This is a genomic window from Rhodopila globiformis (assembly GCF_002937115.1).
Lineage (GTDB): Bacteria > Pseudomonadota > Alphaproteobacteria > Acetobacterales > Acetobacteraceae > Rhodopila > Rhodopila globiformis.
Genome location: NZ_NHRY01000139.1, coordinates 24,675 through 48,526 on the forward strand (window position 1 = coordinate 24,675; position 23,852 = coordinate 48,526).

Below are 23,852 nucleotides of genomic sequence, written 5' to 3' on the forward strand. Positions count from 1 at the left end.
CACGATCGTCAACCTGAAAGGACCGTGCATGACCCACGCCCCAGCCGACGACTACGCCCGGCGCGGCTATGGCGGCGCCGCAGTCGGATTCGGCACCCGCATCGGCATTGCCGTCGTGGACTTCCAGCTCGGCTTCACCGACGCCCGCTTTCCCCTGGGCGGCGCCGCGCTGACCGAGCGGGCCGTCGGCAACACCGCGACGCTGCTGCGTGCCGCGCGGGCGGCGCGGCTTCCCGTCGTCAGTTGCTACACCGCCTATCACGGCGGCGACGCGCCGCACTGGAAGGTGCCGCCGGTGCTGGAATGCCTGCGGCACGGCTCGGAGCAGGTGCGGCTCGACCCGCGCATCCACGATGCGGCCTATGACATCGTGCTGTGCAAGACCGCGCCGTCGATCTTCTTCCAGACCGCCGCCGCGCCGATTTTCGTCCGCAACGGCATCGACACCGTGATCGTCACCGGCTGCACCACCTCCGGCTGCGTCCGCGCCAGCGTGATCGACGCGTTCAGCTACGGGTTCCGGGTCGTTGTGCCCGAGGACTGCGTCGGCGACGTGGCCGAGGGGCCGCATTTCGCCAACCTCGACGATGTCGGGCGGCGCTATGCCGATATCGTGGACCTGGCTACCTGCCTCGAGCGGATCACCGCTTTGCCGCGTCCCAACGCCGCGTGAGCGGGTGTGTCCGGGGGATGCCGGCCACCACGCGCGGCAGCGGGCCTCCGCCGCGGGATGGCCGGCACGGCTGCGTGCGCGGTCCGTAACACCACCGTTGTAAGCCGGGCGATATCACCGCTATATGGCGCCCAATCATCATGGGAGCCTCAGGGAGTGACACCGATGACCGAGCCCGCGTCGAGCTACGCGCATGGCGCCTCCGACCAGTCCATGCTCGGTGATACCATCGGGGTGCATTTCGACCGGACGGTCGCCCGCTGGGGCGATCGCCCCGGCCTGATCGTCCGCCAGCAGGGCATCGCCTGGACCTGGGCGGAACTGGCCGAGCGGGTGGATGCGTTCGCCGCCGGCCTTGTCGCCATCGGCCTGAAGCCGGGCGACCGCGTCGGCATCTGGTCGCCGAACAACGCCGAGTGGGTGATCACCCAGTTCGCCACCGCCAAGGCCGGGCTGATCCTGGTCAACATCAACCCCGCCTACCGCATCAGCGAGCTGGAATACGCGCTGAACAAAGTCGGCTGCAAGGCGCTGGTCACCGCCACAAGGTTCAAGACCAGCGACTACATCGGTATGATCAACACCCTGGCGCCCGAGCTGGCGATCTCGCATCCCGGCGACGTCCACGCCGCCCGCCTGCCGTCGCTGCGCGCCGTCATCCAGATCGGCGGCGACGACCCCGGCACCTTCGCCTTCGACAAGCTGGCGCACCATGGGCGGGAGGCGGACCGCCAGCGGCTGAAGGACCTGGCGCCGCAGCTGCAGTTCGACGACCCGATCAACATCCAGTTCACCTCCGGCACCACCGGGCTGCCGAAGGGCGCGACGCTGACGCACCACAACATCCTGAACAACGGCTGGTTCATCGGTGAGGTGCTGCACTACACCGAGCAGGACAAGGTCTGCATCCCGGTGCCGATGTATCACTGCTTCGGCATGGTCATCGGCGTGCTGGCATGCCTGACGCATGGCGCGGCCATCGTGTTCCCGGGCGAGGGGTTCGATCCGCTGGCGACGCTGCAGACGGTGGCGGAGTATCGCTGCACCTCCTTGTACGGCGTGCCGACGATGTTCATCGCCGAGCTGGATCATCCGGACTTCGCGACGTTTGACCTGGCCAGCCTGCGCACCGGCGTGATGGCGGGCTCGCCGTGCCCGATCGAGGTGATGCGCCGCGCCATCCGCGACATGCACCTGACCGAGATGACAATCTGCTACGGCATGACCGAGACCAGCCCGGTCAGCACGCAGACCCGCATCGGCGATTCGCTCGACAAGCAGGTCGGCACGGTCGGCCGGCCGCACCCGCATGTCGAGATCAAGATCATCGACCCCGACGGCCGCATCGTGCCGCGCGGCGAGAAGGGCGAACTGTGCACCCGCGGCTACCTGGTGATGCAGGGCTACTGGGAGGATACCGAGAAGACGGCGGAAGCCATCGACGTCGCCGGCTGGATGCACACCGGCGACCTGGCGACGATGGACGCGGACGGCTACTGCGCCATCGTCGGGCGGATCAAGGACATGGTGATCCGCGGCGGCGAGAACATCTATCCGCGTGAGATCGAGGAGTTCCTCTACCGCCATCCCGCGATCCAGGACGTGCAGACGTTCGGCATCCCGGATGAGCGCTTCGGCGAGGAACTGTGCGCCTGGATCAAGCTGCGCCCCGGCGAGACGCTGACCGAGGAGGACGTCAAGGCGTACTGCCGCGAGCAGATCGCGCACTACAAGGTGCCGCGTTACGTCCGCTTCGTCGATGAGTTCCCGATGACGGTGACCGGGAAGATGCAGAAGTTCATCATGCGCCAGAAGATGATCGAGGAGCTGGGGTAGTGTTGGCCGCCGAAGATTTTGTCCCCATTCCCTGAGCTGTTGCAACGGGCGGTGGTGTCGTCCGGGGCGGGACACGGCAGCGGCGGAGCCTGGATTGGCGACCGATTTTTAACACGGAGAACGCCAAGGACCACAGAGGGCCACGAAGGGTGTGAACGAGTCAGCCGACGACGCGGCGCAGGCCGTTCGCCAGATACAAAACATAAACTGCTTCGGCTCTTGTTGGATTTCGGGGCCGTGGAACGCCTCACTCGACCACCCCGGAACCCGACAAGAGCCACTGCTTCAAGCAGGCCCGTCGATGCTGCGATGCGCCTTGATCGCCAACCCGGGGATGCGGTTCGTCCAATCCCGGGAAGCCAGCAAGGTCCGGTCTCCGTGGCGCTTCGTGATCCTCCGCTTTCTCCGTGTTGAAAATCAAGGAAGAATGCGCAGGCACGAACGGTTCCGGGAGAGGAACTGCCACCGCCCGTCCCGGCTTCAGCCCCCCAGTCTCCATCCCATACCGATGATGGCCAGGACAAAAGGCGAAGAGTCTTCTGCCACATCCGACGCGGCCGCCATGCGCCGCCAAACCTTTCTCCAACCGCCAGCTTTTCCTGACAGGCCCGGGGCCACACCCGGCCATGACGAGGATGCAACGGCCGCTGCCACGAGGTCCCTCTACGGACCCGCCTTGTCCTGGGCATGAGGCCTGGCCCCGCGGCAGGCTTTCCACCGCCGGCAAAGCGCCTTACCCTTCCGCCCGGGAAGGGAGGAAAGCATCATGCGCTGGGCTCGCATCGAACGGAACGGCTCACCGTCCTACGCGGTGGTCGAAGGCGACACGGTCATCCCGGTGCGCGGCTCGCCGTTCGACGCCTGGGAACGCACGCCCGAGCGGCTGAAACGCGACGCGGTGAAGCTGCTGGTGCCGGTGATCCCGCCCACATTCTACGCCGCCGGCATGAACTACCCCGAGCATGTGCGCGAGGTCGCCGAAAAAGTCGGCCAGGCGCCCAACCTGCCAACGCGCGCCGAGATCGGCTATCGCGCCAACAACGCCTTGATCGCGCACAACGAAACGATCGTGATCCCGGCTGACGCCACCGAGCAGGTGCAGTACGAAGGCGAGCTGGTCGTCGTCATCGGCCGGAAATGCAAGAACCTGACGCGGGAAAACGCCCTGTCGGCGGTGCTGGGCTACACCATCGGCAACGATGTCAGCGAGCGGACCTGGCAGAAGCAGGACCGCACGATGTGGCGGTCGAAGAACACCGACACGTTCAAGCCGATGGGCCCGTGGATCGAAACGAATGTGAAACTGGATGACCTGGTCACGCGCATCCGCCTGAACGGCGAGCCGATGATCGCGTTCGCCACCAACCACATGATCTTCGGCGTGGTGGATTACCTGGTGGCGATGACGACCCGGCTGACGCTGCATCCCGGCGACGTAATCTGGATGGGCACCGAAGGCGCCACCGCCAACATCAGGCACGGCGACCGGGTCGACATCGAAATAACCGGCATCGGCACGCTGAGCAATCCGGTGGTGCGCGAGGGGTTTGACCGCCCGCTGGGATAATTGCAGCAGATCCGTCGTTGCGCTATTGCGGGGGCGCCAGGCCCGCGGCGTTCGTTCCGTATCAAGAAGAAATCCTGCGCCCGCGACCGGGGACCGGCGCGGGCGACCGCCGGCGGTTCTATCTGTTACGCGCGGCGATGAATTCCCGTCCGGAAAGGCGATTTAAGGTAGAGCAATTCTCGCAAAAATCTACCCTCGATTGATCTGGCTTGTCTTCATCTGCTGATATTTGGTGGAATGCCGGAACCTGTCGTCATAGTTTTGGCGGGCACGCGTTTACTACCTTGAGGCTGTGGACATGATAGCATTTACCAGCTAGTCACTTGTCTGCGACATGATCTAGTTCAACTATATTTGACCTGCATTTAGTTCAATTCTATCTGAATAGATGTGCCACCATAGATGCGCCCCCCGGGCGGATGCTGTCCCGTTGGGAATATCGTTATATAATAATAGCGAACTTCGGCCGGCGGGGTCGCCCCGGCAGGCTCGCCGCGAAAATCAACCGGCCGGGCGCGTGGATAAGTCAGCGTGCGGACGAAGGCTTGAGCAGGGGAACATGGCACGAATGCTTCTGGCGAGACAGTCTCAATCCGGTTGGATCACTTGCTGCGTCGCACGTGGCTGTCATGCCGGCAAAACCCGCCTTCTTCCGGCGCCTGCAGCCGGCAAGCCCGGCGACCGCAGCTGATCGGCCGAACAACAGGCGACCGGGCATTGCATCTGAACAGGACGAATACTGCGAAGCAGACAAAACGACAGCAGGGCCGCGCCGTCAGGCCGGCATCCTGTGAAAGTCGTCTCGCCAGCAACAACACCGGCCCGGGCGGGCCGACGAGAGGGACTCAATGAGCGGTACCACGACGATCAGCACAGCGGCCTCAGCCGGACGGTTCCAGGTCTCAAACGGTCAGATTCTCGATCCCACGGGCGCTGTATACACCGCGAAGGGGATCGACATCGGCCCATCCGACATGGGCGCCGCAGACCAGGTGCTGGCCGACTTTCCCGGCATCAATTTCGTGCGGCTGATGGTCGATACTTATCAGCCGCCCAGTGCATACGCGGCGTTCGTCAACACGATGACCGCGCATGGCGTCGTGGTCGAGTTCGAAGACCATACCTCCAGCGACGGTTCGGACTCGGGCGGCGCCCGTGGTGTCGCGTTCACCGGGCAGCAGCTGACCAACGAACTGAACTGGTATTCGTCGATCGCGCAGGCCTATGCCTCCAATCCCTATGTCTGGTTCGGCACGGACAACGAGCCGCCAATCGCCGGACTGTCCCCCTGGGAGCAGGCAACCTACAACGCCATCAGAGGCACCGGGAACAGCAACCCGATCATGATGTCAGTGCCCGGCGGCGGCTATCCCGAGGCCCAGAGCATCTCGGACTATGGCATGAACCCAAGCGTCTATGCCCCGATGTCGAACGTCATCGTGGACGTCCACCTGTATGGCTGGAGTTCGAATTACGATCCAAACCAGCAGGCGGTGACCACGGCTTTGGATGATATGGTCAACTCAGCGCACACCATGACCACCGCCAACGGGCCCGCCCCGGTCATCCTCGGTGAGTATGGGCCGTCGACGGATGGCCTGACCGTTGATGCCAACAGCTCCCAGGTCATCCAGTTGGCGCAGAATTCCAGCAACGTCGCCGGCGCCGTCGCGTTCAGCTGGAGTCCGGGTGGCGCCGACAGCCTTACCGATTGGGCGGGCAACCTGACCGCCTATGGACAGGAGGTGGCGCAGTGGATCGCCGCCAGTTCCCAGCCCGCGGCGTCCGCCGCGCCGGCCCCGACTGGTGCGACGGTCAGCCAGGGCGATGTCTCGGCATACGCGCAGACAGGCAGCGACATGTCCCTCGTCGGCAGCGCGAGCGCCCCGGCTGCCGGAGCGGCCAGCGGTGCGGACGGCACCGTCTATACGCTTCCCGCCGCGGGCAGCGCGCCGGTGGGCTTCGCCGACAACGTCCTGAACGACGGGGCGACGCTGGATCTGACCAGCGCGCTTGCCGCGACCGACTGGAACGGCGCGGCCTCGACACTGGCCGATTATCTCACGGTGACGGACACGTCCTCGGGCGCGGTGGTCTCACTCGCAACGACCGCGGGCGGGGTGGGATCCGTCATCGCGACCATACCGGGCGCGACCGACCTGAACCTCGATACCCTGCTGGCGCATTCGATCACCTGATACGGGCGCGGAACGCGCCGCAACGGTGGGACGGGCGGCATGCAGCGGGCCGCCCGGGGTTGCGGCAGCGGGCGAGGTCTGTTGCCTCTCCGTCATGGCCGGGCATCCGGTCAGCGCGGCGGCAGCAGGCGCTTCTGCTGGAATACGGCGAACCACTTGCGGAACATCGCCTCGGTGTCCATCACCGTGTGAAAGCCCGCCTGCATGATCTTGATAGTCGAAACGATCGACGGCGGCCCGGGATCGGCGTGGCCGTAGCGCATCTGGTAGTCGGCGTATTCCAGCGACAGCCCGACGAAATCCCCAAGCCCGGGCGAGGCCAGCTCATGACGCTGCCGCGCCCGGTCCCAGTCGGCGCGGCCGAGCGATTGCAGCAGGAACGGCTCGTCCGGCCCTGTCCGCATCCCGACGGCGTCGGCAATCGCCGGCCACACGTTCGGCCAGGTGAAGACGTCGCCGTTGGTAACGTTGAAGACCTCGTCCTGCGCCGCCGCGGCCTCGCCAGCCCAGGCGATCGCGCGCGCCAGCAGATCCGCGTCCACCGCCTGGCTCACCCGCTCCGCCCCGCCCGGATACGGCAGGATCGGCCCGCGTTCACGCATCACCGCAGCGTACGCGCCCAGCGCCGGGATCAGGTTCATCGCCCCACCGATGGCCTCGCCGATGACCAGCACCGGGCGCAGGATGGTGAAGCGCCAGTCCCGGCCGTGCCGCGCCTCGCGCAGGTAGTCTTCCTGCTGCCAGTAGAAGTTCGGCTGCTGCCGCATCTCCGACCGGCCCTCGCGCGCCGGCACCGCCAGCGGCCGCACATGCACGCCGTAGGCCTTGGTCCCTTGCAGCAGCGTCACGTGCCGCAGCCCCGGCGCGGCGTGCAGCAGCGGCCCGAGCAGGTTGCGCAGCATGCGGTCGTTGGTAGCGATCTGCTGCGCGTTGCGCCAGCCCTCGACCAGCCCCGGCAGCTCGAACAGCGCGGCATAGACCAGGTGAGTGACCTCGCGCAGCGACGCGGCGGCATCCGCGCAGGCGGCGGCGTCGGCCATGTCGAGCGCCAGGTGCCGGGCCGAGGCAATCCCCGGCGGCCGGCGGGACAGGGCGATGACGCCGGTTTCCGGCTCGGCGGCAAAATGCTTCAGCGCGGCATGGCCAACCAGCCCGGTGGCGCCGGCGACCAGGACGGTTTTGCATGCCATGGCTTGCCCTCCTGCGGCCAGGATATCACCGGTCGCGGCGGCAACGCCAATCCGGCCGGCGTCCGGCCGCGGTGCCATCCGCGCTTCGACGGCAGGGGGAGGCTGGCCGGAGCATGCCAGGCCGTAGCGGGAACGGAACGGCCTTCAGGGCGCCGGGCGGTTGCGGATCACGTCGTGCACGAAGCTCAGCTTGGTCATCACCGCCGGCGAGATCACGAACGGGTACAGGTCGGGCTGGCCCATCGCCCGGTTCAGGCTGTTCATCGCAAAGGTCAGCGGCAGCCAGGCGTCGATGATCGTGGTCATGTCGGCGGTCTCGTAGGGATCGAGGTCGATCACCGCCTGCAACGTCTCGTCGCGGCTGATCCGCGGCTGCACCGTGATGCCGAAGGCGCTCGCCATTTCCAGCGTGTCGACGATGTGCAGGTAGTGCGCCCAGGTCTCGGCCCAGTCCTCCCATGGGTGGCTGCTGGCGTAGTGGCTGACGTAGTGCGCCTGCCAGTCCGCCGGCGGGCCGTTCTGGTAGTGGGCCTGCAGCGCCGCCGCATAGTCCCGGGTATCGTCGCCGAACAGCGCCCGGCAGTCCTCCAGCCGCCCGCCGTCGCGCACCAGCACGTCCCAGAAATAGTGCCCGACCTCGTGGCGAAAATGGCCGAGCAGGGAGCGGTACGGCTCGCCCATCTGGGTGCGGCGCTTTTCCCGCTCGGCGTCGTCAGCCTCGACCAGGGCGATGGTGACCAGGCCGTTGTCGTGGCCGGTCATCACCTTGGGCGCCGCGGCGTCCGGCGCGTCGGCCAGGAAGTCGAACGCCAGTCCGTGCACGGGGTCGTCGATGCGGTTGGCCAGCGGCAGCTTCAGGCGCAGCAGCGAGTAGAACAGATGGTGCTTGGCGCGTTCCAGCTTCTGCCAGCGCGCCAGGTTCAGCGGAACCGTCAGGTCGGGGATGGTGCGGTTGTGCCGGCAGGCCAGGCACAGCGTCGTCGTGCCGCCGGCGTCCAGCAGCCAGTTGCAGGCGTCATGCCCGGCATTGTCGCACAGCCGCGCCGGTTGGTCGGGCGCGGCGAGGGCGTGGAACTGCGCGCCGTCCGGCTGCAGCGCCGAGATCGTCATGGCGCGGGAGAGGTAGCCCAGTTGCAGGCCGCAGGATTCACAGCGGGTGTTCTCGAAATACAGCACCTGGCCGCAGTTCTGGCACTTGAACAGCTTCATGCCGGGGTCCTTTTCGGCGGGGGAGAGCGGAGAGTAGCGCGTGGGAACGCCGAGGTCGTTGCGCCCGTTGCATCGCCGAAGGGATTCCCCCGTTCACATCATCGCAGGCTGGTGAACGTCGATGGCTGGCGTGGCGACCGTCTTTCTATCGTCATGGCCGGGCGTGTCCCTACTGGATACGCAGATCTTGGAAACGGTCCGTCGCGGCCGTGACCCATGCCGTCACGGCCGGTGCGGGTTTCACCGGCAGCAATCAAGCGAACACGGAGTTTCACGGGGTTCGCATGGAGTTCCGCGGAGAAAGGGAATACGGCGCTTCGCGCGAAGCGCATGACATCATCGGATGCCGCCAAGGGGGGCGACCATGTTGCGGGTGCCCCGGAAGACTCTGCGGAACTCCGTGCCAACCCCGTGGAACTCTGTGTTCGCTTGATTGCGGAGACAAATCCACCCCCACCCCATCCCGGTGGGCACGATGCCCCACGCCCGATATGCGGGTCGTGCCACGGCGATGTGGTCCGGCGCATCCTCGGCCGTTAGCTTGCCAGGCAAACGCGGGGCCGCGACGGCGGCAATGTTCCCGGGCATTGGCGAGCGCTTGCTTCTGCGATTGTTTCCAGGATGTGTGCATGCGGCAGGGCGTGTCCCGGCCATGACGGTGAGAGAACGGCCACGGCGCCAAATCCTTCTCCGGCCGTCGTCTTATCCTGATGCGTCCGGGGACACGCCCGGCCATGACGATGAGGGAGAAGACCTTGCTCCGCCGGACGCCCTGTCCTGATACGCATGGGGTGTGTCCTGGCCATGGCGGAGGGGCAACAAGCCTCTGGCCCGCTTTCCGCCGTCGGGGTGCCGGGCACCGCCCGTGCGCCCGGGACGCTACGCCGGCGGCCGCCAGGCCCCCCGCGCCGGCACCGGCAGGCCGAGGTTCTCCCGCAGCGTGGCGCCGGTGTACTCCGTCCGGTACAGCCCGCGCCGCTGCAGCTCCGGCACCACGAATCGCACAAAATCCTCGAAGCTGCCCGGCATGTGCGTGCCCGCCACCACGAACCCGTCGCACGCCCGCTCGACGAACCACTGCTCCAGCCGATCGGCCACGTCCTTGCCGGAACCGACGACGGCCTCGCGCGGGCGGCCACGGCGGGTGATCTCCAGGAAGTCGCGCACCGTCGGGTTATGGCCGGTGTGGCGCATCACCCGGTCGCGCATGGCCTGCATCCCGGACATCCCCTGCAGTTCCTCGGCGGTGAACGCCTCATCCAGGCCTTTCGCCTTGAAATCGAAGTTCAGCGCCTCGGACAGCAGGGACAGGCCATCGACCTCCTTGTACAGCGAGTCGATCAGCGCCATCTTGTCCTCGGCCTCGGCACGGGTTTCGGCGACCACCGGATAGGCGATGGTATTGATGCTCATCATGTCGGGATCGCGGCCCAGCCGCGCCACCTCGGCCTTGAGGTCCGCGTATTGCCGCTTGCCGGCGGCGAGATCCTCATGGCCGACGAACACCGTCTCGGCCCAGCGTGCCGCGAACGTCTTGCCGCGCGCGCTGGAGCCGGCCTGGATGATCACCGGATGCCCTTGCGGCGACCGCGGCACGGTGAACGTCCCCGATGAACTCAGGAATCTTCCCTTGTACTCCAACCGGTGCACCTTGTCCGGATCGGCGAACAGGCCGGTCTGCTTGTCCACCACCAGGGCGCCGTCCTCCCAGCCGTCCCAGCAGCCCAGCACGATCTCCATGAACTCGTCGGCGCGGTCGTAGCGCAGGTCGTGGTCCATGTGGACCTCGCGCCCCATGTTGCGCGCCTCGGCGTCGTTGACCGACGTCACCACGTTCCACGCCGCGCGTCCGCCCAGCATGTGGTCCACCGTCTGGAACCGGCGGGCGACGTCGAACGGCTCGTAGTAGGTCGTCGAGGCGGTGGAACCAAGGCCGAGATGCCGCGTGCCGAACCCCATCGCCATCAGTGTCACGACCGGGTCGATCTTGACCACCCGCACGCCGTTCGCGACCACCTCGGCCGGGTTACCGCCGTAGATGTCGGGCATCGCCAGGCGGTCGTCGAAAAAGGCAAGCTGGAACTTGCCTGCCTCCAGCACCCGGCCAATGGCCTGGTAATACGCCGCCGAGGTGAAGTCGGACCGGGCATCGGGATGCCGCCAGGCGCTCGCCAGCGTGGTGCAGTTCTGCGCCTGCAGGAACCCGACCATGATCATCTGCCGCATCGTTGCGCTCCGCTGCTGCCTGGACGCGCCGGAACCCTCCGGCCGCGCCGAGCGTAGAGCGTCCGGCGGTGCGTGCAAGCCGCGGCGGCCCGGCAGGCGGCGGCGAAGTCACGGATGCCGATTGGTGGAAAGCGACACACGAAGTTGATGAGAAATAGAAACAGCCAGGATTACAAAAGCAGGGCTGACAAGGTCTGGTTCTGGGGCCGTGCTTCATGATTCAGTGTCGGGAAATTCAGGCAGATGATTTCGAGAATGTCGTCGCGTTGCTGAACGAGGGCTTCGGCCCGAGGAATTACCGTGTCGACGCCCTGCAGCGACTGGCCGATCACCGGACGCCGCCGGGGTTGCCGAAATACGGGTATGTCCTGAAACAGGATCAGACACTTGTCGGTGTCGTGCTGCTGATTTTCACTGAGATTCACATTGGCGGGCGCAGCCATATTCGTTGCAATGTTTCAAGCTGGTATGTCAGGCCCGCCTTTCGTGCCTACGCGTCGCTCCTCGCCATGCAGGCGTCGCGACACAGGAATGTCATCTTCTTCAACGTGACGCCGGCGCCGCATACCTGGCCGACGCTGGAAGCGCTTGGGTTCACGCGGTTCGCCGCCGGCTACATGGTCGCTGTTCCACTGCTTGGCCCCGCCGCCGTCCGGGCGCATGTCGGAAAACTTCCGCCGGTGATCCATCCCGACCGGGATCTCGATCAGGCCGAGATTGACCTGCTTCAACAACACCAGCAGTACGGCTGTCTCAGCCTGATCTGTGAGGCTGACGGCCAGCGGTTTCCGTTCGTCTTCAAATTGACACGGCGCCACGGGGGGATTCGCCTCGCGCTGTTGGTTTATTGCCGCGATAGCGAAACATTCGTGCGCTTTGCCCGGCCGATCGGCTGGTTTCTCCTGCGGCGCGGCTGCCTGCTGGTCAAGCTCGACAGCAACGGTCCGGTGCCGGGCCTCGTCGGCCGTTATGTCGATGGACGGCCGAAGTACCGCAAGGGTGGCGATCAGGTTCATCTCGGCGACGTGGCCTATTCCGAGGAGGCGATGTTCCAGTACCTCGGGTAGGTCGCCCGGTGGCAACGGCAGGGTTGCGATCATGCGGTTGTGGGCCGGCCTGTGCCGATCGGCGGTCCGTCGGCGGAGAACCGCGGATTGGTTGAGACGTGCAGGCGGCCTTTGGGCCCCCGTCAGGGGATGGCCGCGTCGTTGGGCTTGGGGCGCCGTCCTTTCGCCGTGACGCCCGCGAAGGCGGACCCTCCACGCCTTTGCCGCGATCAGCACCGCAAGGCGTGGATGCTGGCCGGGACACGCCCGGCCATGACGATGGGGCGATGACCCTGCGGAACCGTATTTTCAAAGCAGGGCGAGAGAAAACCAGTCAAAGGGCGCCTCGACCAGCAGAACTCCGTGTTCCACTCACCGCCCAAGCCTGTAGAACTCGTCGTTCGGACGCATGTTGGTGACGTTGGCTATGCGGTTCGACATCGCGAAGAACGCGGCGATGGCGGCGATGTCCCAGGCGTCCTCGGCATCGAACCCGTGCCCGGCCAGCGTGGCGATGTCATCGTCGCCGACGGCGTAGGCGTGATTGCAGACCTTCAGCGCGAAATCCAGCATCGCCTTCTGCCGCGGCGTGATGTCGGCCTTGCGGTAGTTCGCGGCGACCTGATCGGCGATCAGCGGATTCTTCGCCCGGATGCGCAGAATCGCGCCGTGGGCGATGACGCAGTACTGGCACTGGTTCGCACTGCTGGTCGCCACCACGATCATTTCCCGCTCGGCCTTGCTCAGGTTGCCCGGCTTGTCCATCAGGGCGTCGTGGTAGGCGAAGAAGGCGCGGAACTCCTCCGGCCGGTGCGCCAGCACCAGGAAGACATTCGGAATGAAACCGGATTTCTCCTGCACGGCGAGCAGCCGCGCGCGCACGTCGCCCGGCAGGTCCGCCAGCGCGGGAACGGGAAAGCGGCTGATGGCAGGCTGGGGCGAAACCGTCATGGATCAGCTCTCCGGTTGAAACGACGTTGTGGCACAGGTCATGGCGGACGTGGAGGCCGCCCGCTTCTAGGCCGCATCCTCCAGGATGTTCTCGATCGCCCGCTCCAGGTGCCGCAGCGAGTGGCACACCGTCACCAGGCTGCAGTAGGGCGCGTAGCGGTACATGTCCGAGTCCCCGGTCCCCCAGGCCGAACGATATTCCGGGTTCAGCCAGATGATCCGTTTCGACCGCTGCGACAGCCGCGCCATCACGTCGGTCCGCGGATCGGTGCGGTTGCCGCGCGCATCGCCCAGGATGATCACCGTCGTCTTGTTGGTGACGTGCCGCATCCAGCCGTCCTCGAAATCAGCCAGCGAATTGCCGTAGTTCGACGAGCCGTAGCCGATCATCGCCATGATATGGGTGATGGCGTCCTCGACCGGGTGTTTCTCCAGGATGTCGGAGACCTCGACCAGCGACCCGGCGAAGGCGAACGAGCGGATGTCCGACAGCGCCTCGTTCAGCGCGTACAGGAACATCAGCAGGAACTGCGCCATCGCCGCGACCGAGCCGGAGACGTCGCACAGCACCATCAGCCGCGGCTTCTCGATGCGCTTCTGTTTCCAGACCGTGATGAACGGAATCCCGCCCCAGCCCATGTTCCGCCGCAGCGTCCGCCTGGTGTCCAACTGCCCGCGCAGGCGCCGCCGCCTTGTCTTCGCATAGCGGGCGGCGAGCTTCTTCGCCATCTGCCGCACCAGCACGCGCATCCGCTCCAGGTCGCGCCGCTCGACGTTCGACAGCCGCGCCGATTTCAGCATTTCCTCGCGGAACTTTTCGGTGTCGCCCTTGGCGTACAGCAGCAGGTTGCGCTCGACGAAGTCGCGCACCGCGTCGCGCAGCGCCTCGAGCTTGCCTTCCAGGAACTGCGCGCGCCCCAGCCCCTCGGGCGTGCCGGACTGGCGCATTGCCTCCATGCCGCGTTCCAGCGCGCGCAGGCCCATGCGGTCGAGGATGCGGCGCGCGTACAGGTTCTTCTGGGTGAAGAAGCGGATGGTCTCGATGCCGGCTTCCCGCGCCGCCTGCTCCATCGCGGTCGCCAGGGCGGCGCGGTCGTCGCTGGCCAGTAACGACCCCAGCGACTGCCCGCCCTGGCCGCCCATGCCGTCGCCGCCGAGCGCATCGGATGGTTCGGCCGATTCGTCCTGCTCCGGCGCCGGGGTTTCCGGCTCGTCCCCCTTGCCGGCGAACTCGTTGCGCTGGAAGAAAAGCTCGAACGTCTCGTCGTACAGCGTCTTCTCGTCCGGCGTCTTGGCCAGCACCAGGCCGAGCGTGTCCTTCAGCACCGCCCGGTCGTCGAAGCCGACGAGCTCCACCGCCCGGGCGGCGTCGATCCCCTCGGCGGCGGAAACCCGCAGCCCGGCGCCGCGGGCGACTTGCAGAAAGCGGCGCAGCGGCTCGCTGGCGGGTGCGGCGTCGGACGTGGATGCGGCCTCGGACATGGATCAGGCGCCCATCTGCGTCGAAACAGCGTCGGCAAACGATGGCCTGCCTCTCCCGTCATGCCGGCCGCAGGGCCGCCATCCACGCCTTGCGGTGCTGATATCAGTGGAAGACGTGGATGCCGGGCCTGCGCCCGGCATGACGGGATGACAACGACGGCCGGCATACCGCGCTGTTGTGGCGCCCATGGGATCAGCCCCCCGCCTCGCGCGCCTTCTGCGTCAGCCCGGCCAGTTGCTTGCCGGCGGCTTCCACGTCCACCTCGAACTTCAGCAGCACGTTCAGCGTGTCGCGCACCACGTCCACGTCCAGCACCGCGGTGTGCAGCAGCATCATCACCCGCGCCCAGTCGATTGTCTCGCTGACCGAGGGCACCTTCTTCAGGTCCATCGTGCGCAACTGCTGCACGAAGCTGACCAGTTGCTTCATCAGCCGCGCGTCGATCCCCGGCACGCGGGAGGCGATGATGCGCGCCTCCAGCTTCTCGTCCGGGAAGCCGATGTGCAGGTGCAGGCAGCGCCGCTTCAGCGCGTCCCCCAGGTCGCGCGTGCTGTTCGAGGTCAGCAGCACAATCGGCGGCACCTTGGCCGTTACGGTGCCGATCTCGGGGATGGTGACCTGGTAGTCGGAGAGGATTTCCAGCAGGAACGCCTCGAATTCCTGGTCGGATTTGTCGATCTCGTCGATCAGCAGCACCGCGCCGCCGGGCGCCTCCAGCGAGCGCAGCAGGGGCCGCGGCTCGAGGAACTGGTGTGAAAAGAAAACATCCCCGAAGGTGTGCAGCCGGTCGAGCGCGTGCGTGAGGGTGGCGGCGTCGCCGATGACCGAATTGATTTTGTCCTTCAGGATCTGGGTGTAGAGCAGTTGCTTGCCGTACTTCCATTCGTACAGCGCCTTGGACTCGTCCAGCCCCTCGTAGCACTGCATGCGGATCAGCGGCAGCCGCAGCCAGGTCGCGACCGACTTCGCCAGCTCGGTCTTGCCGACCCCCGCCGGTCCTTCCACCAGGATCGGCTTCTGCAGGTGGTACGCCATGAAAACCGCGGTGCAGATCTGCCGGTTGGCGATATAGCCAGCCTCGCCCAGGCCGCTTTCGACAGCGTCGATCGATGCCAGGGGGGTGTCCCCCGGCAGCAGCGAGTCATTCACATGCGGCTCCAGCTACTGTTCAGTAACCCGATCGCATTGCAGCGGGGGAATGTCAAACCGCGGGGTGTCGCCGGCTGGCTACTCCCGCGCAGGGGCCACGGCAAACCGCGGGCGGGCCAAGACAGGCCGGCTGCGTTCGCGCCACCGCGACCGCAGGTCGCCCAATTCCTTCTCTGCGAACTCTGCGCCCCGCTCTGCGCACTCTGCGTTGCAAAAAGCGGTGACCGGGGCGCCACCGGCGTTTACGGTTGGGCGACTCACTGGAAACGCAGATCTTTGTGGCACCACCGCATTTTTTAAACGCAGAGCGCACGGAGCGGGGCGCAGAGCACGCGGAGAAGAATTTGTTGCCCCCTGCGGTCGCGATGGCTGTGCGATGATCACCGTGCCTTGTTTATCATGGCAAAGATAATGACGATCGGATCCGTAAGTTAGCGGCATCCGTTGCCATAACGTCATGCCGGGCCTTCGCCTGGCATGACGAAAGGGCAACGACCGTGCCGCCGGCACCTGCCAGCGCCGCTCGGCTACCCCCGCCCCGCCGCCAGCGCCGCCTCGATACGCGCGGCCAGGGCCTGGGCAGAGACCGGCTTGCGCACCAGGGTGAAGGCATCGCCGGCCTTCATCGCCGCACGCTCGCCGACATAGCCGGTCAGCAGGAAGCACGGCAGCCGCGCGCGGATCGTGCGCGCCCGCTCGATCGTCGTCAGGCCGTTCATGTCCGGCATCGACAGGTCGCTGACCAGCGCATCGACCACCTCGGCCGCCTCCAGCAGGGCAATCGCCTCGGCGCCGCCGGATGCCACCAGCATCCGGAAGCCGAGATCCTCAAGCTGGGCTGCCAGCGTCTCACGGACCATGTCGTCGTCATCGACCAGAAGAACACGCACCGGGCCGTTGAGCGGGGCCTTCCGATCATCTGCCCTGCCGGCCACGGCTGTGGTGGCATCCATGGTCTGGCGCAGCCACAGCGTGACCGTCGTCCCCTGGCCGGCAGTGCTGCTGATCGCCATTGCCCCGCCTGACTGATCGGTGAAGGCCTTGGCCATGGCCAGCCCAAGGCCTGTGCCCTCTCCCAGCGGCTTGGTGGTGAAGAACGCCTCGGTCGCCTGTGCCAAGGTTGCCGCATCCATGCCAGTGCCGGTGTCGATGACGCTGAGACGCACATAGGCCCCAGGCTTCAGCCCGGCGGGATGCGGGCCATCGGCGGCGACCTGTTCGGCGGCGGCCGACAGCGTCAGAACGCCGCCGTCCGGCATGGCATCGCGGGCGTTGGTGCCGAGGTTGAGCAGCGCCGCCTCCAGCTGCCCGCGATCGGCGAAAATCGACGGAACCTCGGGTGAAACGATGCTCCGGACGACGATGGTGGTGCCCAGGGTATGAGCCAGCACCTCACGGATATTGTTGAGCAGTTCGGCGGTGGGCAGCGGCTCGGCATGGAGTTCGCCGCGGCGGGCGAAGGCCAGCAGGCGCTTCGTGATCGAGCCGCCGCGGCCGGTGGCGTCGATCGCCATCCGCGCCAGCCGTCTGGTCCGCTCGAGATCCTCCGGCCGCCGCTCGATCAGCGTGGCGGCGCCCTCGACCGCCTGCAGGATGTTGTTGAAGTCGTGGGCGATGCCGCTGGCAAGCTGGCCGAGCGCCTGCACCTTCTGCGCCTGCACGAGTTGGGCGGCCAGGTTGCGCTGCTCGGTGATGTCGCGCCCTTCGGGGATGATCCCGGTGATCTCGCCCGTCGCCACATCCCGCACTGGCTTGAGCGAGAAATCGACCCAGATCTCGCGTCCGTCGGCGCCGATGTGCGTCACCTCGCGGCGAATGACGGCGCCCCGGGCAGCCTGGGTGATCTCCTGGCGCAGCCGCTCGCGCTCGCTCTCCGGCCACCAGCCGGTTTCCCAGAATGGACGGCCGATGGCGTCCTTGCGCGAGAGCCCGGCAACCTCCAGGGCTGTGCGGTTCGCTTCCAGCAGCGTCCCATCCGGCGCGAGCAGGCCGATGAACTGGAACTGTGATTCGAAGATCGCGCGGAACCGTGCCTCGGCCTCGGCCAGCGCCGCTGTGCGCTCGGCCACTCGCCGCTCCAGTTCCGCCGCGCGGGACGCCTGTGCCTCACGGGCGGCAACAAGCTCGGTGATGTCCTGTTGCGCGCTGATCGCGCGCCGCGGCTTGCCATCCTTCCCCAGAAATATCTCGGTGCGCAGGCTCACCCATCGCTCGGCGCCGTCGGGACGGCGAATGCGGAACTCGGTGGCGTACGTGCCCCCCATCCGGTAGACGCGGTCAGCTTCCTGCTTCATCCGGGCGCAGTCGTCCGGGTGAACGAGCGCGAGAAATTCCGCCGCTGCGAGCCGGGTCTGACCGGATGACAGGCCATAGAGTTTCACGAACTCCTCCGAAACGACGGTCTGCCCGTCGGGCAGTGTCCTGTCGGTGGCGCCTATACCGCCAATTGTCTGCGCCAGGCGCAGTCGGGCCTCGTTGTCATGCAGGGCTGTCTCCGCATGCCGCCTGTCGGTTATGTCGGTGACGTTCTCCATGATCGTGAGCCTGCCGTCAGCCTCGCGTCGTACCGCCTTGTGGGAGAAAACGATCACCTCGGTGCCATCCTGCCTGCGGTGGTGCAGCTCGCCGCGCCAGCTGCCGTCCCGCAGCAGGGCGGCCCTGATGTCGTCGAGCGGCGCCGGGAAAACCGTCTTCAGCAGCGCGTGCGAGGATTGTCCGATGATCTGTTCCGCCGTCCAACCGAACAGGTCACGGCAGCCCTCGGACCAGAAGCGGATGGTGCCGTCGAAGTCGCGCAGCATGATGACGGCCCCGTCCATCATGTCGAGCAGTCGCTGCCGCTCGGCCAGCAGGGCCTCGCGCTTCGCGGCGGTCGCCAGGGTCAGCAGCCAGGCGCACGCGGCGCCACCCAGCGCGATGCCGCCCGCCGCGACTGCGAGCAGCCCGCCCAGGATCGACTGCGATACGCTGTGGGTCCGCGCCAGCTCGGCTTGCCGCGCCTGAAGCAACCGCTGCTCCGCGGCGGTCATCTCCGCAATCCTGCCATGGATGGCGTCCATCAGGTGCAGTCCCTGATCCGTATTGACGACGGCGAGCGCGCCGGTCCTGTCACCTTTCTCTGCCAGCTCGATTGTATGCGCGAGTTCCGCCTGCCTGCTTCGCAGCAGGTCCTGCAGGGCCAGGAGGCGTTGCTGCTGGCGCGGATTGTCGGCGGTGAGATCACGGACCCGGGAAAAGTTGCGCCAAACCGTTTCGATGGCACGGTCATAGGGGACAAGGTAGGCCGTCTTGCCGGTCAGCAGGAAGCCGCGCTGATTTGTTTCGATCTCGTCCGCGCCGGTCACGATGCCGTTCAGGCCGGCGACAACCTCCTGGCAATGAACCGCCCAGGCCGCGGCGGCATCGTCACTCTGCGCCCGATCCAGGATGACCCGGTGAGCGCCAAACATGATCGCCACGACCATCAGCAGGATCGTGGCGAGCATCCAGATGGCGCGCTGGCGGCTCAGACGATGGGGGGCGGCGCCGGCCGGCAGCCCTTGCATGGGGGGATCAGAGGTGATGACGCTTTTGGAAGGCAGGATCTCAGTCACGCCTTTTTCCACATTCGAAATGGTAGCCGGGATTCCTGGGATCCCGCATTCCCTCGCAGAATGATGAGCGCCATGACGCACACGGTGCGTGTGGCGTAGAACAATATCCGCTCGGAACAGGAATCCTGATGGTGATCGCTTGTTCTTATAAATGCGGACTCAAGATCATGTCGAATGAATTTATTTGTAGGCTTATGAAAAATCCAGTCAGAATGGGAGGCTTTAAGATAGTGCAAACACCGTTCCGCATTGGCTGGCGGCGAGATTCAACGGCCATGCGCGAATATTTAATAAGTGAGTCGGAACGAGCGCGTTGTCTTATCTGTCCGTATTACCAACGAACTGCCGGCGATTTTACACGCGATCAGGGCAAACGCTTGACGTCTTTGCCGCACGCCTGGTTTAGCCCATCATGGCGACCGAAGGGCCGCCATCCACGTCTTGCGGTGCTGGTATCGGCAGAAGGCGTGGATGGTGGGCCTGCGCCCCATTGGCGTTGAAACAGGGCTGGCTGTTGCCTCCTCGTCATGGCCCGGCTTGTCCGGGCCACCTGTCGCGGCACAGTGCTGGAATAGGTGGCCCGGACAAGCCGGGCCATGACGGAATGGCAAGCATCGTGCCGCCGCCACGCTATTTTAACGCCAATGGGGCCTGCGCCCACCATGACGGGGAGGCGCCGGCCTTGCCCATTTTCATCCGTCGTGGTGCCCGCGGGCGGGCTGGGGGACTGCTATCGAATCATGCCGATTTCGCTCTACCCCGGCCCCGCCGCCAGCGCCGCCTCGATGCGCGCCGCCAGGGCCTGGGCGGAAACCGGTTTGCGCACCAGGGTGAAGCTGTCTTCCGCCTCCAGCGCCGCGCGTTCGCCGACATAGCCGGTCAGCAGGAAGCACGGCAGCCGCGAGCGCATCGTCCGTGCCCGCTCGATCGTCGTCACGCCGTTCATGTCCGGCATCGACAGGTCGCTGACCAGCGCATCGACCACCTCGCCCGCCTCCAGCAGGGCGAGCGCCTCGGCGCCGCCGGACGCCACCAGCATGGTGAAGCCGAGTTCCTCCAGCTGCGCCGCCATGGTTTCGCGCACCATGTCGTCATCGTCGACCAGCAGGACCCGCGCCGAGGCATCCAGGCCTCCCGTCCGGCCGGGCTTCTCGCCGGGGGACGGCACCACGGTGTCCCCGGCCTGGCGCAGCCACAGCGTCACCGTCGTCCCGGCGCCGGGGGCGCTGTCGATCGCCATCGCCCCGCCGGACTGCTCGGCGAACGCCTTGACCATCGGCAGCCCTAGGCCGGTGCCCTGGCCGGCGGCCTTGGTGGTGAAGAACGGCTCGGTCGCCTGCGCCAGGGTCGCCGCATCCATGCCGTCCCCGGTGTCGGCGGCGCTGAGCCGGACATAGTTCCCCGGCGCCAGCCCGGCCGGGTGCGGCGCGCCGGCGGCGACGGTCTCGACCGCGGCCGCCAGGGTCAGCGTGCCGCCATGCGGCATGGCATCCCGTGCGTTGGTCCCCAGATTGACCAGCACCGTCTCCAGCTGCCCGCGATCGGCCACCACCGGCGGCACGTCCGGCGGCACCACGCAGCGGACGGTGATCACGGTGCCAAGGGTGTGGGCGAGCACCTCGCGTACGTCGCCGAGCAGCGCCGCGGTGGACAGGACCTCGGTGCGCAGCTCGCCCTTGCGCGCGAAGGACAGCAGGCGCCGGGTGATCGAGGCCCCGCGGGACGTGGCCTCGATCGCCAGGCGGGCCAGGCGGCGCGACTTGTCGATATCCTCGGGCCGCCGCTCGATCAGCGTGGCGGCGCCCTCGACGGCCTGCAGGATGTTGTTGAAATCGTGCGCGATGCCGCCCGCCAACTGGCCGAGCGCCTGCACCTTCTGCGCCTGCGCCAGCTGCGACGACAGGCTGCGGCGCTCGGTGATGTCGCGGCCCTCGGGGATGATCCACACCACCCGGCCCGCCGCGTCGCGCACCGGCTTCAGCGAGAAGTCGATCCACAGGCCGTGCCCGCCGGCGTCGACGATCCTGACCTCGCGGCGGATCAACGTGCCGGCGGCGGCCTCGGAAACGTCCTGGCGCAGCCGGGCGCGCTCGGTGTCCGGCCACTCGGCCCCGTCCCAGAAGCGGCGGCCGGCGAACTGCCCGGGCGCCAGGCCGGTGATTTCGCAGGCGGTCTGGTTGGCTTCCAGCACGGTGCCGTCGGGGTCGAGCAGGCCGATCATCTGGAACTGGGAGTCGAAGATGGCGCGGAAACGGGCCTCGGCTTCCGCCAGCGCGGCGGTGCGCTCGGCCACCAGACGCTCCAGCTCCGCCGCGCGGGAGGCCTGTTCCTCGCGGGCCCGGACGATTTCGGTAATGTCACGATGCGCGCTGACGACGCGTCCCGGCGTGCCGTCCGCGTGCGGGAACGTTTCGACCCGCATGGCGATCCAGTGGACGGCGCCGTTCGGGCGGCGGATGCGGAATTCCGTCGCTAGGCTGCCGCCCTGCGCGAACAGCGCGCCGGTTTCGGACCGCAGCCGGTCCTCGTCGTCCGGATGCACCAGGGCGGCCCATTCCTGAACGGAAATATGCGTCTGCCCGGGCGGCAGGCCGTAGAGGCGGGCGTACTCCGGCGAGACCAGGGCGGCGTCAGCCGGCGAGCGCTGGTCGGTGTAGGCGACGCCGCCCACCGCCTGGACCAGCCGCAGCCGGGCCTCGTTGATGCGCAGCGCGGCTTCGGCCCGCCGCAGGTCGGTGATGTCGGTGACGTTTTCCATGACCAGGTTGCGGCCGTCGGGTTCGCGCCGCATTGCCTTGTGGGCGATGACGGTCACCTCGGCGCCGTCCTGCCTGCGGTGGCGCAGTTCGCCGCTCCAGTGCCCGTCCTGCAACAGGGCGGCCTCGATCTCGGCCAACGGCACCGGGAATACGGTCTGCAGCAGAGCGTGCGACGACTGCCCAACGGCAGTTCCGGCCGTGTAGCCGTACAGCGCCTGGCAGCCGGCGGACCAGAAGCGGATCGTGCCGTTCAGGTCGCGCACCATGATCGCCGCCAGGTCCATCATCGCCAGCAGCCGCCGCCGATCGGCCGCGGCCGCGGCGTCCTTCCGAGCGGTGACCGCGGAGAGCAGCCAGGCGACGGTCGCAGCGCCCAGTGCCATGCCGCCGGCCGCGGCGGCGAGCAGGCCGGCCAGAAGATAGCCCGACCAGTGCTGCGACCGCTGCCGCTCGGCGCGGTGCTGCTGGAGGACCTGCTGCTCATCCGCGACCATGCCGGCGACCGTGGCGCGGATGGCATCCATCAGGTGCTGGCCCTCGTCGGTGTTGACGACGGCGACGGCGCCGGCCCGGTCGCCCGCCTGCGCCAGGTCAATCGTATGGGACTGCACCGCCTGCCTGTTGTAGAGCAGGGTTTCCAGCGCCCGCAGGCGATCCTGCCGGCGCGGATTGCCGGCAACCAGGTCGCGTGCCCTCGCGGCAGCGCGCCGGGTGGCCGCGATGCCGTGGTGGTAGGGGCCGAGGTAGGCCGGCTTGCCGGTCAGCAGGAAGCCGCGCTGCCCGGTTTCCGCGTCATCCGCGCCGATGAGCAGGTCGCCCAGGGTCGCGATCAATGCCTGGGCATGGTCGGACTGGGCAACGGCCTCGTTGGCGCTGCGCTCCCGGTCGCGGATCACGTGGCGGGCGCCGAGCCCCATTGCCATGACCAGCACGGCGATCGCGGCGACCCCCCATGTGGCGCGGCGGCGGAGCGAGAAGATTTTGAGCGGCCCGGGCGGCTCTGGCTGGCTGTCCGCATGCGTCATGACGAGGCGGCGCATTCCCTCGTCGGCCCGCCGCCGCTGCCTTGCCTGCCGCGGTGACGGGTGGCGATTATACCATCTCGCAACGTAATAAATGCCTCAATGACGGGGTCGGCCAATCGCGATTCGGGCGAATGTTCCTGGCTGAATTCACTGTTCGTCCGGCTTATAGGCGGGGGCGCGCGGCGTTGTCGACAGAATTGCCGCGCATGAACGTGAAAAATTCCACGCTGTGATCCCGTGATCAACTGCAACGAGCGGGAGCATCGCTCAGCGGCGGCAGGGGCCGCGCCGGTTCATTTCTTATAAGTACCGTCCTTCGCGATTTCGTCGCCGGCCAGCATCAGATGGAGCGGGGCAGGCTGCCGCTTCCTGCCATGGCGGCCACCCGGACATGGCCCGGGCAGCCACCCTGACGACAGGGCCGTCGCGCCGGCTGTCCGCTTGTCCTGCGGATCCGGCACTTGTCGTCCTGGATCGGACGGCACGGCGGAGACGGGACGCTGCGCTGCCATGCCTCGGGGGGCATCGTGGCGCGGGGGCAACGGGGGGCATTGAGCAGCCCGCTTTGTGCTGGGGCCCGCCAGGGCGTACGCGCCTCTCGAAACTGCTCCACAATTCAATGTGTTGGCGAAGGCCAAGGACGTTCGTTATCCGTCATGGTCCGGCTTGTCCGGGTGACCTGCCGCGGCACGGGGGCTGCAATCCTCGGCGTGAGCCATGCCTCCCGTTGCCCGGTGTTGGCTTATTGTTGTTCCGATACAGAGTGCGCATGCGCCCTGGGGGAATCCGGAGCCATGGGCGATGTCGATATTGCGATGGCTTCGGCCGGAGGGGTAGCTTTCATGCTGGCCGGACGCGGTGACGTTTTCGTTGCACGTCTATGGCAATCATCCGGATGCCCTGGCCTTGATGCCCACGGCCCGGCGGCCATCGCGACCATGGGCCAT

General features: G+C 67.0%; 13 protein-coding genes. 5 read left to right on the top strand and 8 right to left on the bottom strand.

What is annotated here, in order from left to right; all coding sequences use genetic code 11:
• Positions 1–28 precede the first annotated feature (28 nt).
• The 4 genes from CCS01_RS13670 to CCS01_RS13685 all read left to right on the top strand — a co-directional run bounded on the left by CCS01_RS13670 (position 29) and on the right by CCS01_RS13685 (position 6,274).
• A complete protein-coding gene (locus tag CCS01_RS13670) occupies positions 29–673 on the top strand; it encodes an isochorismatase family protein (protein WP_104519370.1) in 645 nt (214 codons plus the stop codon).
• Between the two features lie 165 nt (positions 674–838).
• Positions 839–2,509, top strand: coding sequence for an AMP-binding protein (locus tag CCS01_RS13675; RefSeq protein WP_104519371.1), 1,671 nt, complete (start codon positions 839–841; stop codon positions 2,507–2,509).
• Between the two features lie 766 nt (positions 2,510–3,275).
• Positions 3,276–4,076: a fumarylacetoacetate hydrolase family protein gene (locus CCS01_RS13680; protein ID WP_104519372.1), complete on the top strand. Its 801-nt coding sequence runs from the start codon at positions 3,276–3,278 to the stop codon at positions 4,074–4,076.
• 848 nt (positions 4,077–4,924) lie between these two features.
• Positions 4,925–6,274 carry a cellulase family glycosylhydrolase gene (locus tag CCS01_RS13685; protein ID WP_104519373.1) on the top strand — a complete coding sequence of 450 codons (1,350 nt, stop codon included), beginning with the start codon at positions 4,925–4,927 and terminating at the stop codon, positions 6,272–6,274.
• 110 nt (positions 6,275–6,384) lie between these two features.
• Here the strand turns inward: CCS01_RS13685 and CCS01_RS13690 are convergent, their stop codons facing one another.
• The 3 genes from CCS01_RS13690 to CCS01_RS13705 form a co-directional block, all read right to left on the bottom strand.
• Complete coding sequence (locus CCS01_RS13690) at positions 6,385–7,464, bottom strand: NAD-dependent epimerase/dehydratase family protein (protein WP_104519454.1); 1,080 nt, start codon at positions 7,462–7,464, stop codon at positions 6,385–6,387.
• Between the two features lie 144 nt (positions 7,465–7,608).
• The gene (locus tag CCS01_RS13695; protein ID WP_104519374.1) at positions 7,609–8,673 is read right to left on the bottom strand and encodes a zinc-binding metallopeptidase family protein; all 1,065 of its coding nucleotides are present in this window, start codon (positions 8,671–8,673) and stop codon (positions 7,609–7,611) included.
• 879 nt (positions 8,674–9,552) lie between these two features.
• On the bottom strand, positions 9,553–10,899 hold the full coding sequence (locus tag CCS01_RS13705) for an LLM class flavin-dependent oxidoreductase (RefSeq protein ID WP_204848262.1): 1,347 nt from the start codon (positions 10,897–10,899) through the stop codon (positions 9,553–9,555).
• A 215-nt stretch (positions 10,900–11,114) separates the two neighbouring features.
• Here CCS01_RS13705 and CCS01_RS13710 point away from each other — a divergent pair, with 215 nt between their 5' ends.
• Complete coding sequence (locus tag CCS01_RS13710; protein WP_104519376.1) at positions 11,115–11,966, top strand: CBS domain-containing protein; 852 nt, start codon at positions 11,115–11,117, stop codon at positions 11,964–11,966.
• A 351-nt stretch (positions 11,967–12,317) separates the two neighbouring features.
• Here the strand turns inward: CCS01_RS13710 and CCS01_RS13715 are convergent, their stop codons facing one another.
• The 5 genes from CCS01_RS13715 to CCS01_RS13735 all read right to left on the bottom strand — a co-directional run bounded on the left by CCS01_RS13715 (position 12,318) and on the right by CCS01_RS13735 (position 22,920).
• Positions 12,318–12,896, bottom strand: a complete 579-nt coding sequence (locus CCS01_RS13715) for a peroxidase-related enzyme (protein ID WP_104519377.1) — start codon at positions 12,894–12,896, stop codon at positions 12,318–12,320.
• 66 nt (positions 12,897–12,962) lie between these two features.
• A complete protein-coding gene (locus CCS01_RS13720) occupies positions 12,963–14,378 on the bottom strand; it encodes a vWA domain-containing protein (RefSeq protein WP_104519378.1) in 1,416 nt (471 codons plus the stop codon).
• 193 nt (positions 14,379–14,571) lie between these two features.
• Positions 14,572–15,528, bottom strand: coding sequence for an AAA family ATPase (locus CCS01_RS13725; RefSeq protein WP_204848263.1), 957 nt, complete (start codon positions 15,526–15,528; stop codon positions 14,572–14,574).
• 527 nt (positions 15,529–16,055) lie between these two features.
• Complete coding sequence (locus CCS01_RS13730; RefSeq protein ID WP_158258378.1) at positions 16,056–19,073, bottom strand: PAS domain S-box protein; 3,018 nt, start codon at positions 19,071–19,073, stop codon at positions 16,056–16,058.
• A gap of 802 nt (positions 19,074–19,875) precedes the next feature.
• Positions 19,876–22,920, bottom strand: a complete 3,045-nt coding sequence (locus CCS01_RS13735) for a PAS domain S-box protein (protein WP_104519380.1) — start codon at positions 22,918–22,920, stop codon at positions 19,876–19,878.
• Positions 22,921–23,852 lie beyond the last annotated feature (932 nt).

Coding starts and splice junctions, on each gene's coding strand:
- CCS01_RS13670 (WP_104519370.1), top strand. CDS start 29: ATGACCCACGCCCCAGCCGACGACTACGCCCGGCGCGGCTATGGCGGC.
- CCS01_RS13675 (WP_104519371.1), top strand. CDS start 839: ATGACCGAGCCCGCGTCGAGCTACGCGCATGGCGCCTCCGACCAGTCC.
- CCS01_RS13680 (WP_104519372.1), top strand. CDS start 3,276: ATGCGCTGGGCTCGCATCGAACGGAACGGCTCACCGTCCTACGCGGTG.
- CCS01_RS13685 (WP_104519373.1), top strand. CDS start 4,925: ATGAGCGGTACCACGACGATCAGCACAGCGGCCTCAGCCGGACGGTTC.
- CCS01_RS13690 (WP_104519454.1), bottom strand. CDS start 7,464: ATGGCATGCAAAACCGTCCTGGTCGCCGGCGCCACCGGGCTGGTTGGC.
- CCS01_RS13695 (WP_104519374.1), bottom strand. CDS start 8,673: ATGAAGCTGTTCAAGTGCCAGAACTGCGGCCAGGTGCTGTATTTCGAG.
- CCS01_RS13705 (WP_204848262.1), bottom strand. CDS start 10,899: ATGCGGCAGATGATCATGGTCGGGTTCCTGCAGGCGCAGAACTGCACC.
- CCS01_RS13710 (WP_104519376.1), top strand. CDS start 11,115: ATGATTCAGTGTCGGGAAATTCAGGCAGATGATTTCGAGAATGTCGTC.
- CCS01_RS13715 (WP_104519377.1), bottom strand. CDS start 12,896: ATGACGGTTTCGCCCCAGCCTGCCATCAGCCGCTTTCCCGTTCCCGCG.
- CCS01_RS13720 (WP_104519378.1), bottom strand. CDS start 14,378: ATGTCCGAGGCCGCATCCACGTCCGACGCCGCACCCGCCAGCGAGCCG.
- CCS01_RS13730 (WP_158258378.1), bottom strand. CDS start 19,073: ATGCAAGGGCTGCCGGCCGGCGCCGCCCCCCATCGTCTGAGCCGCCAG.
- CCS01_RS13735 (WP_104519380.1), bottom strand. CDS start 22,920: ATGCGCCGCCTCGTCATGACGCATGCGGACAGCCAGCCAGAGCCGCCC.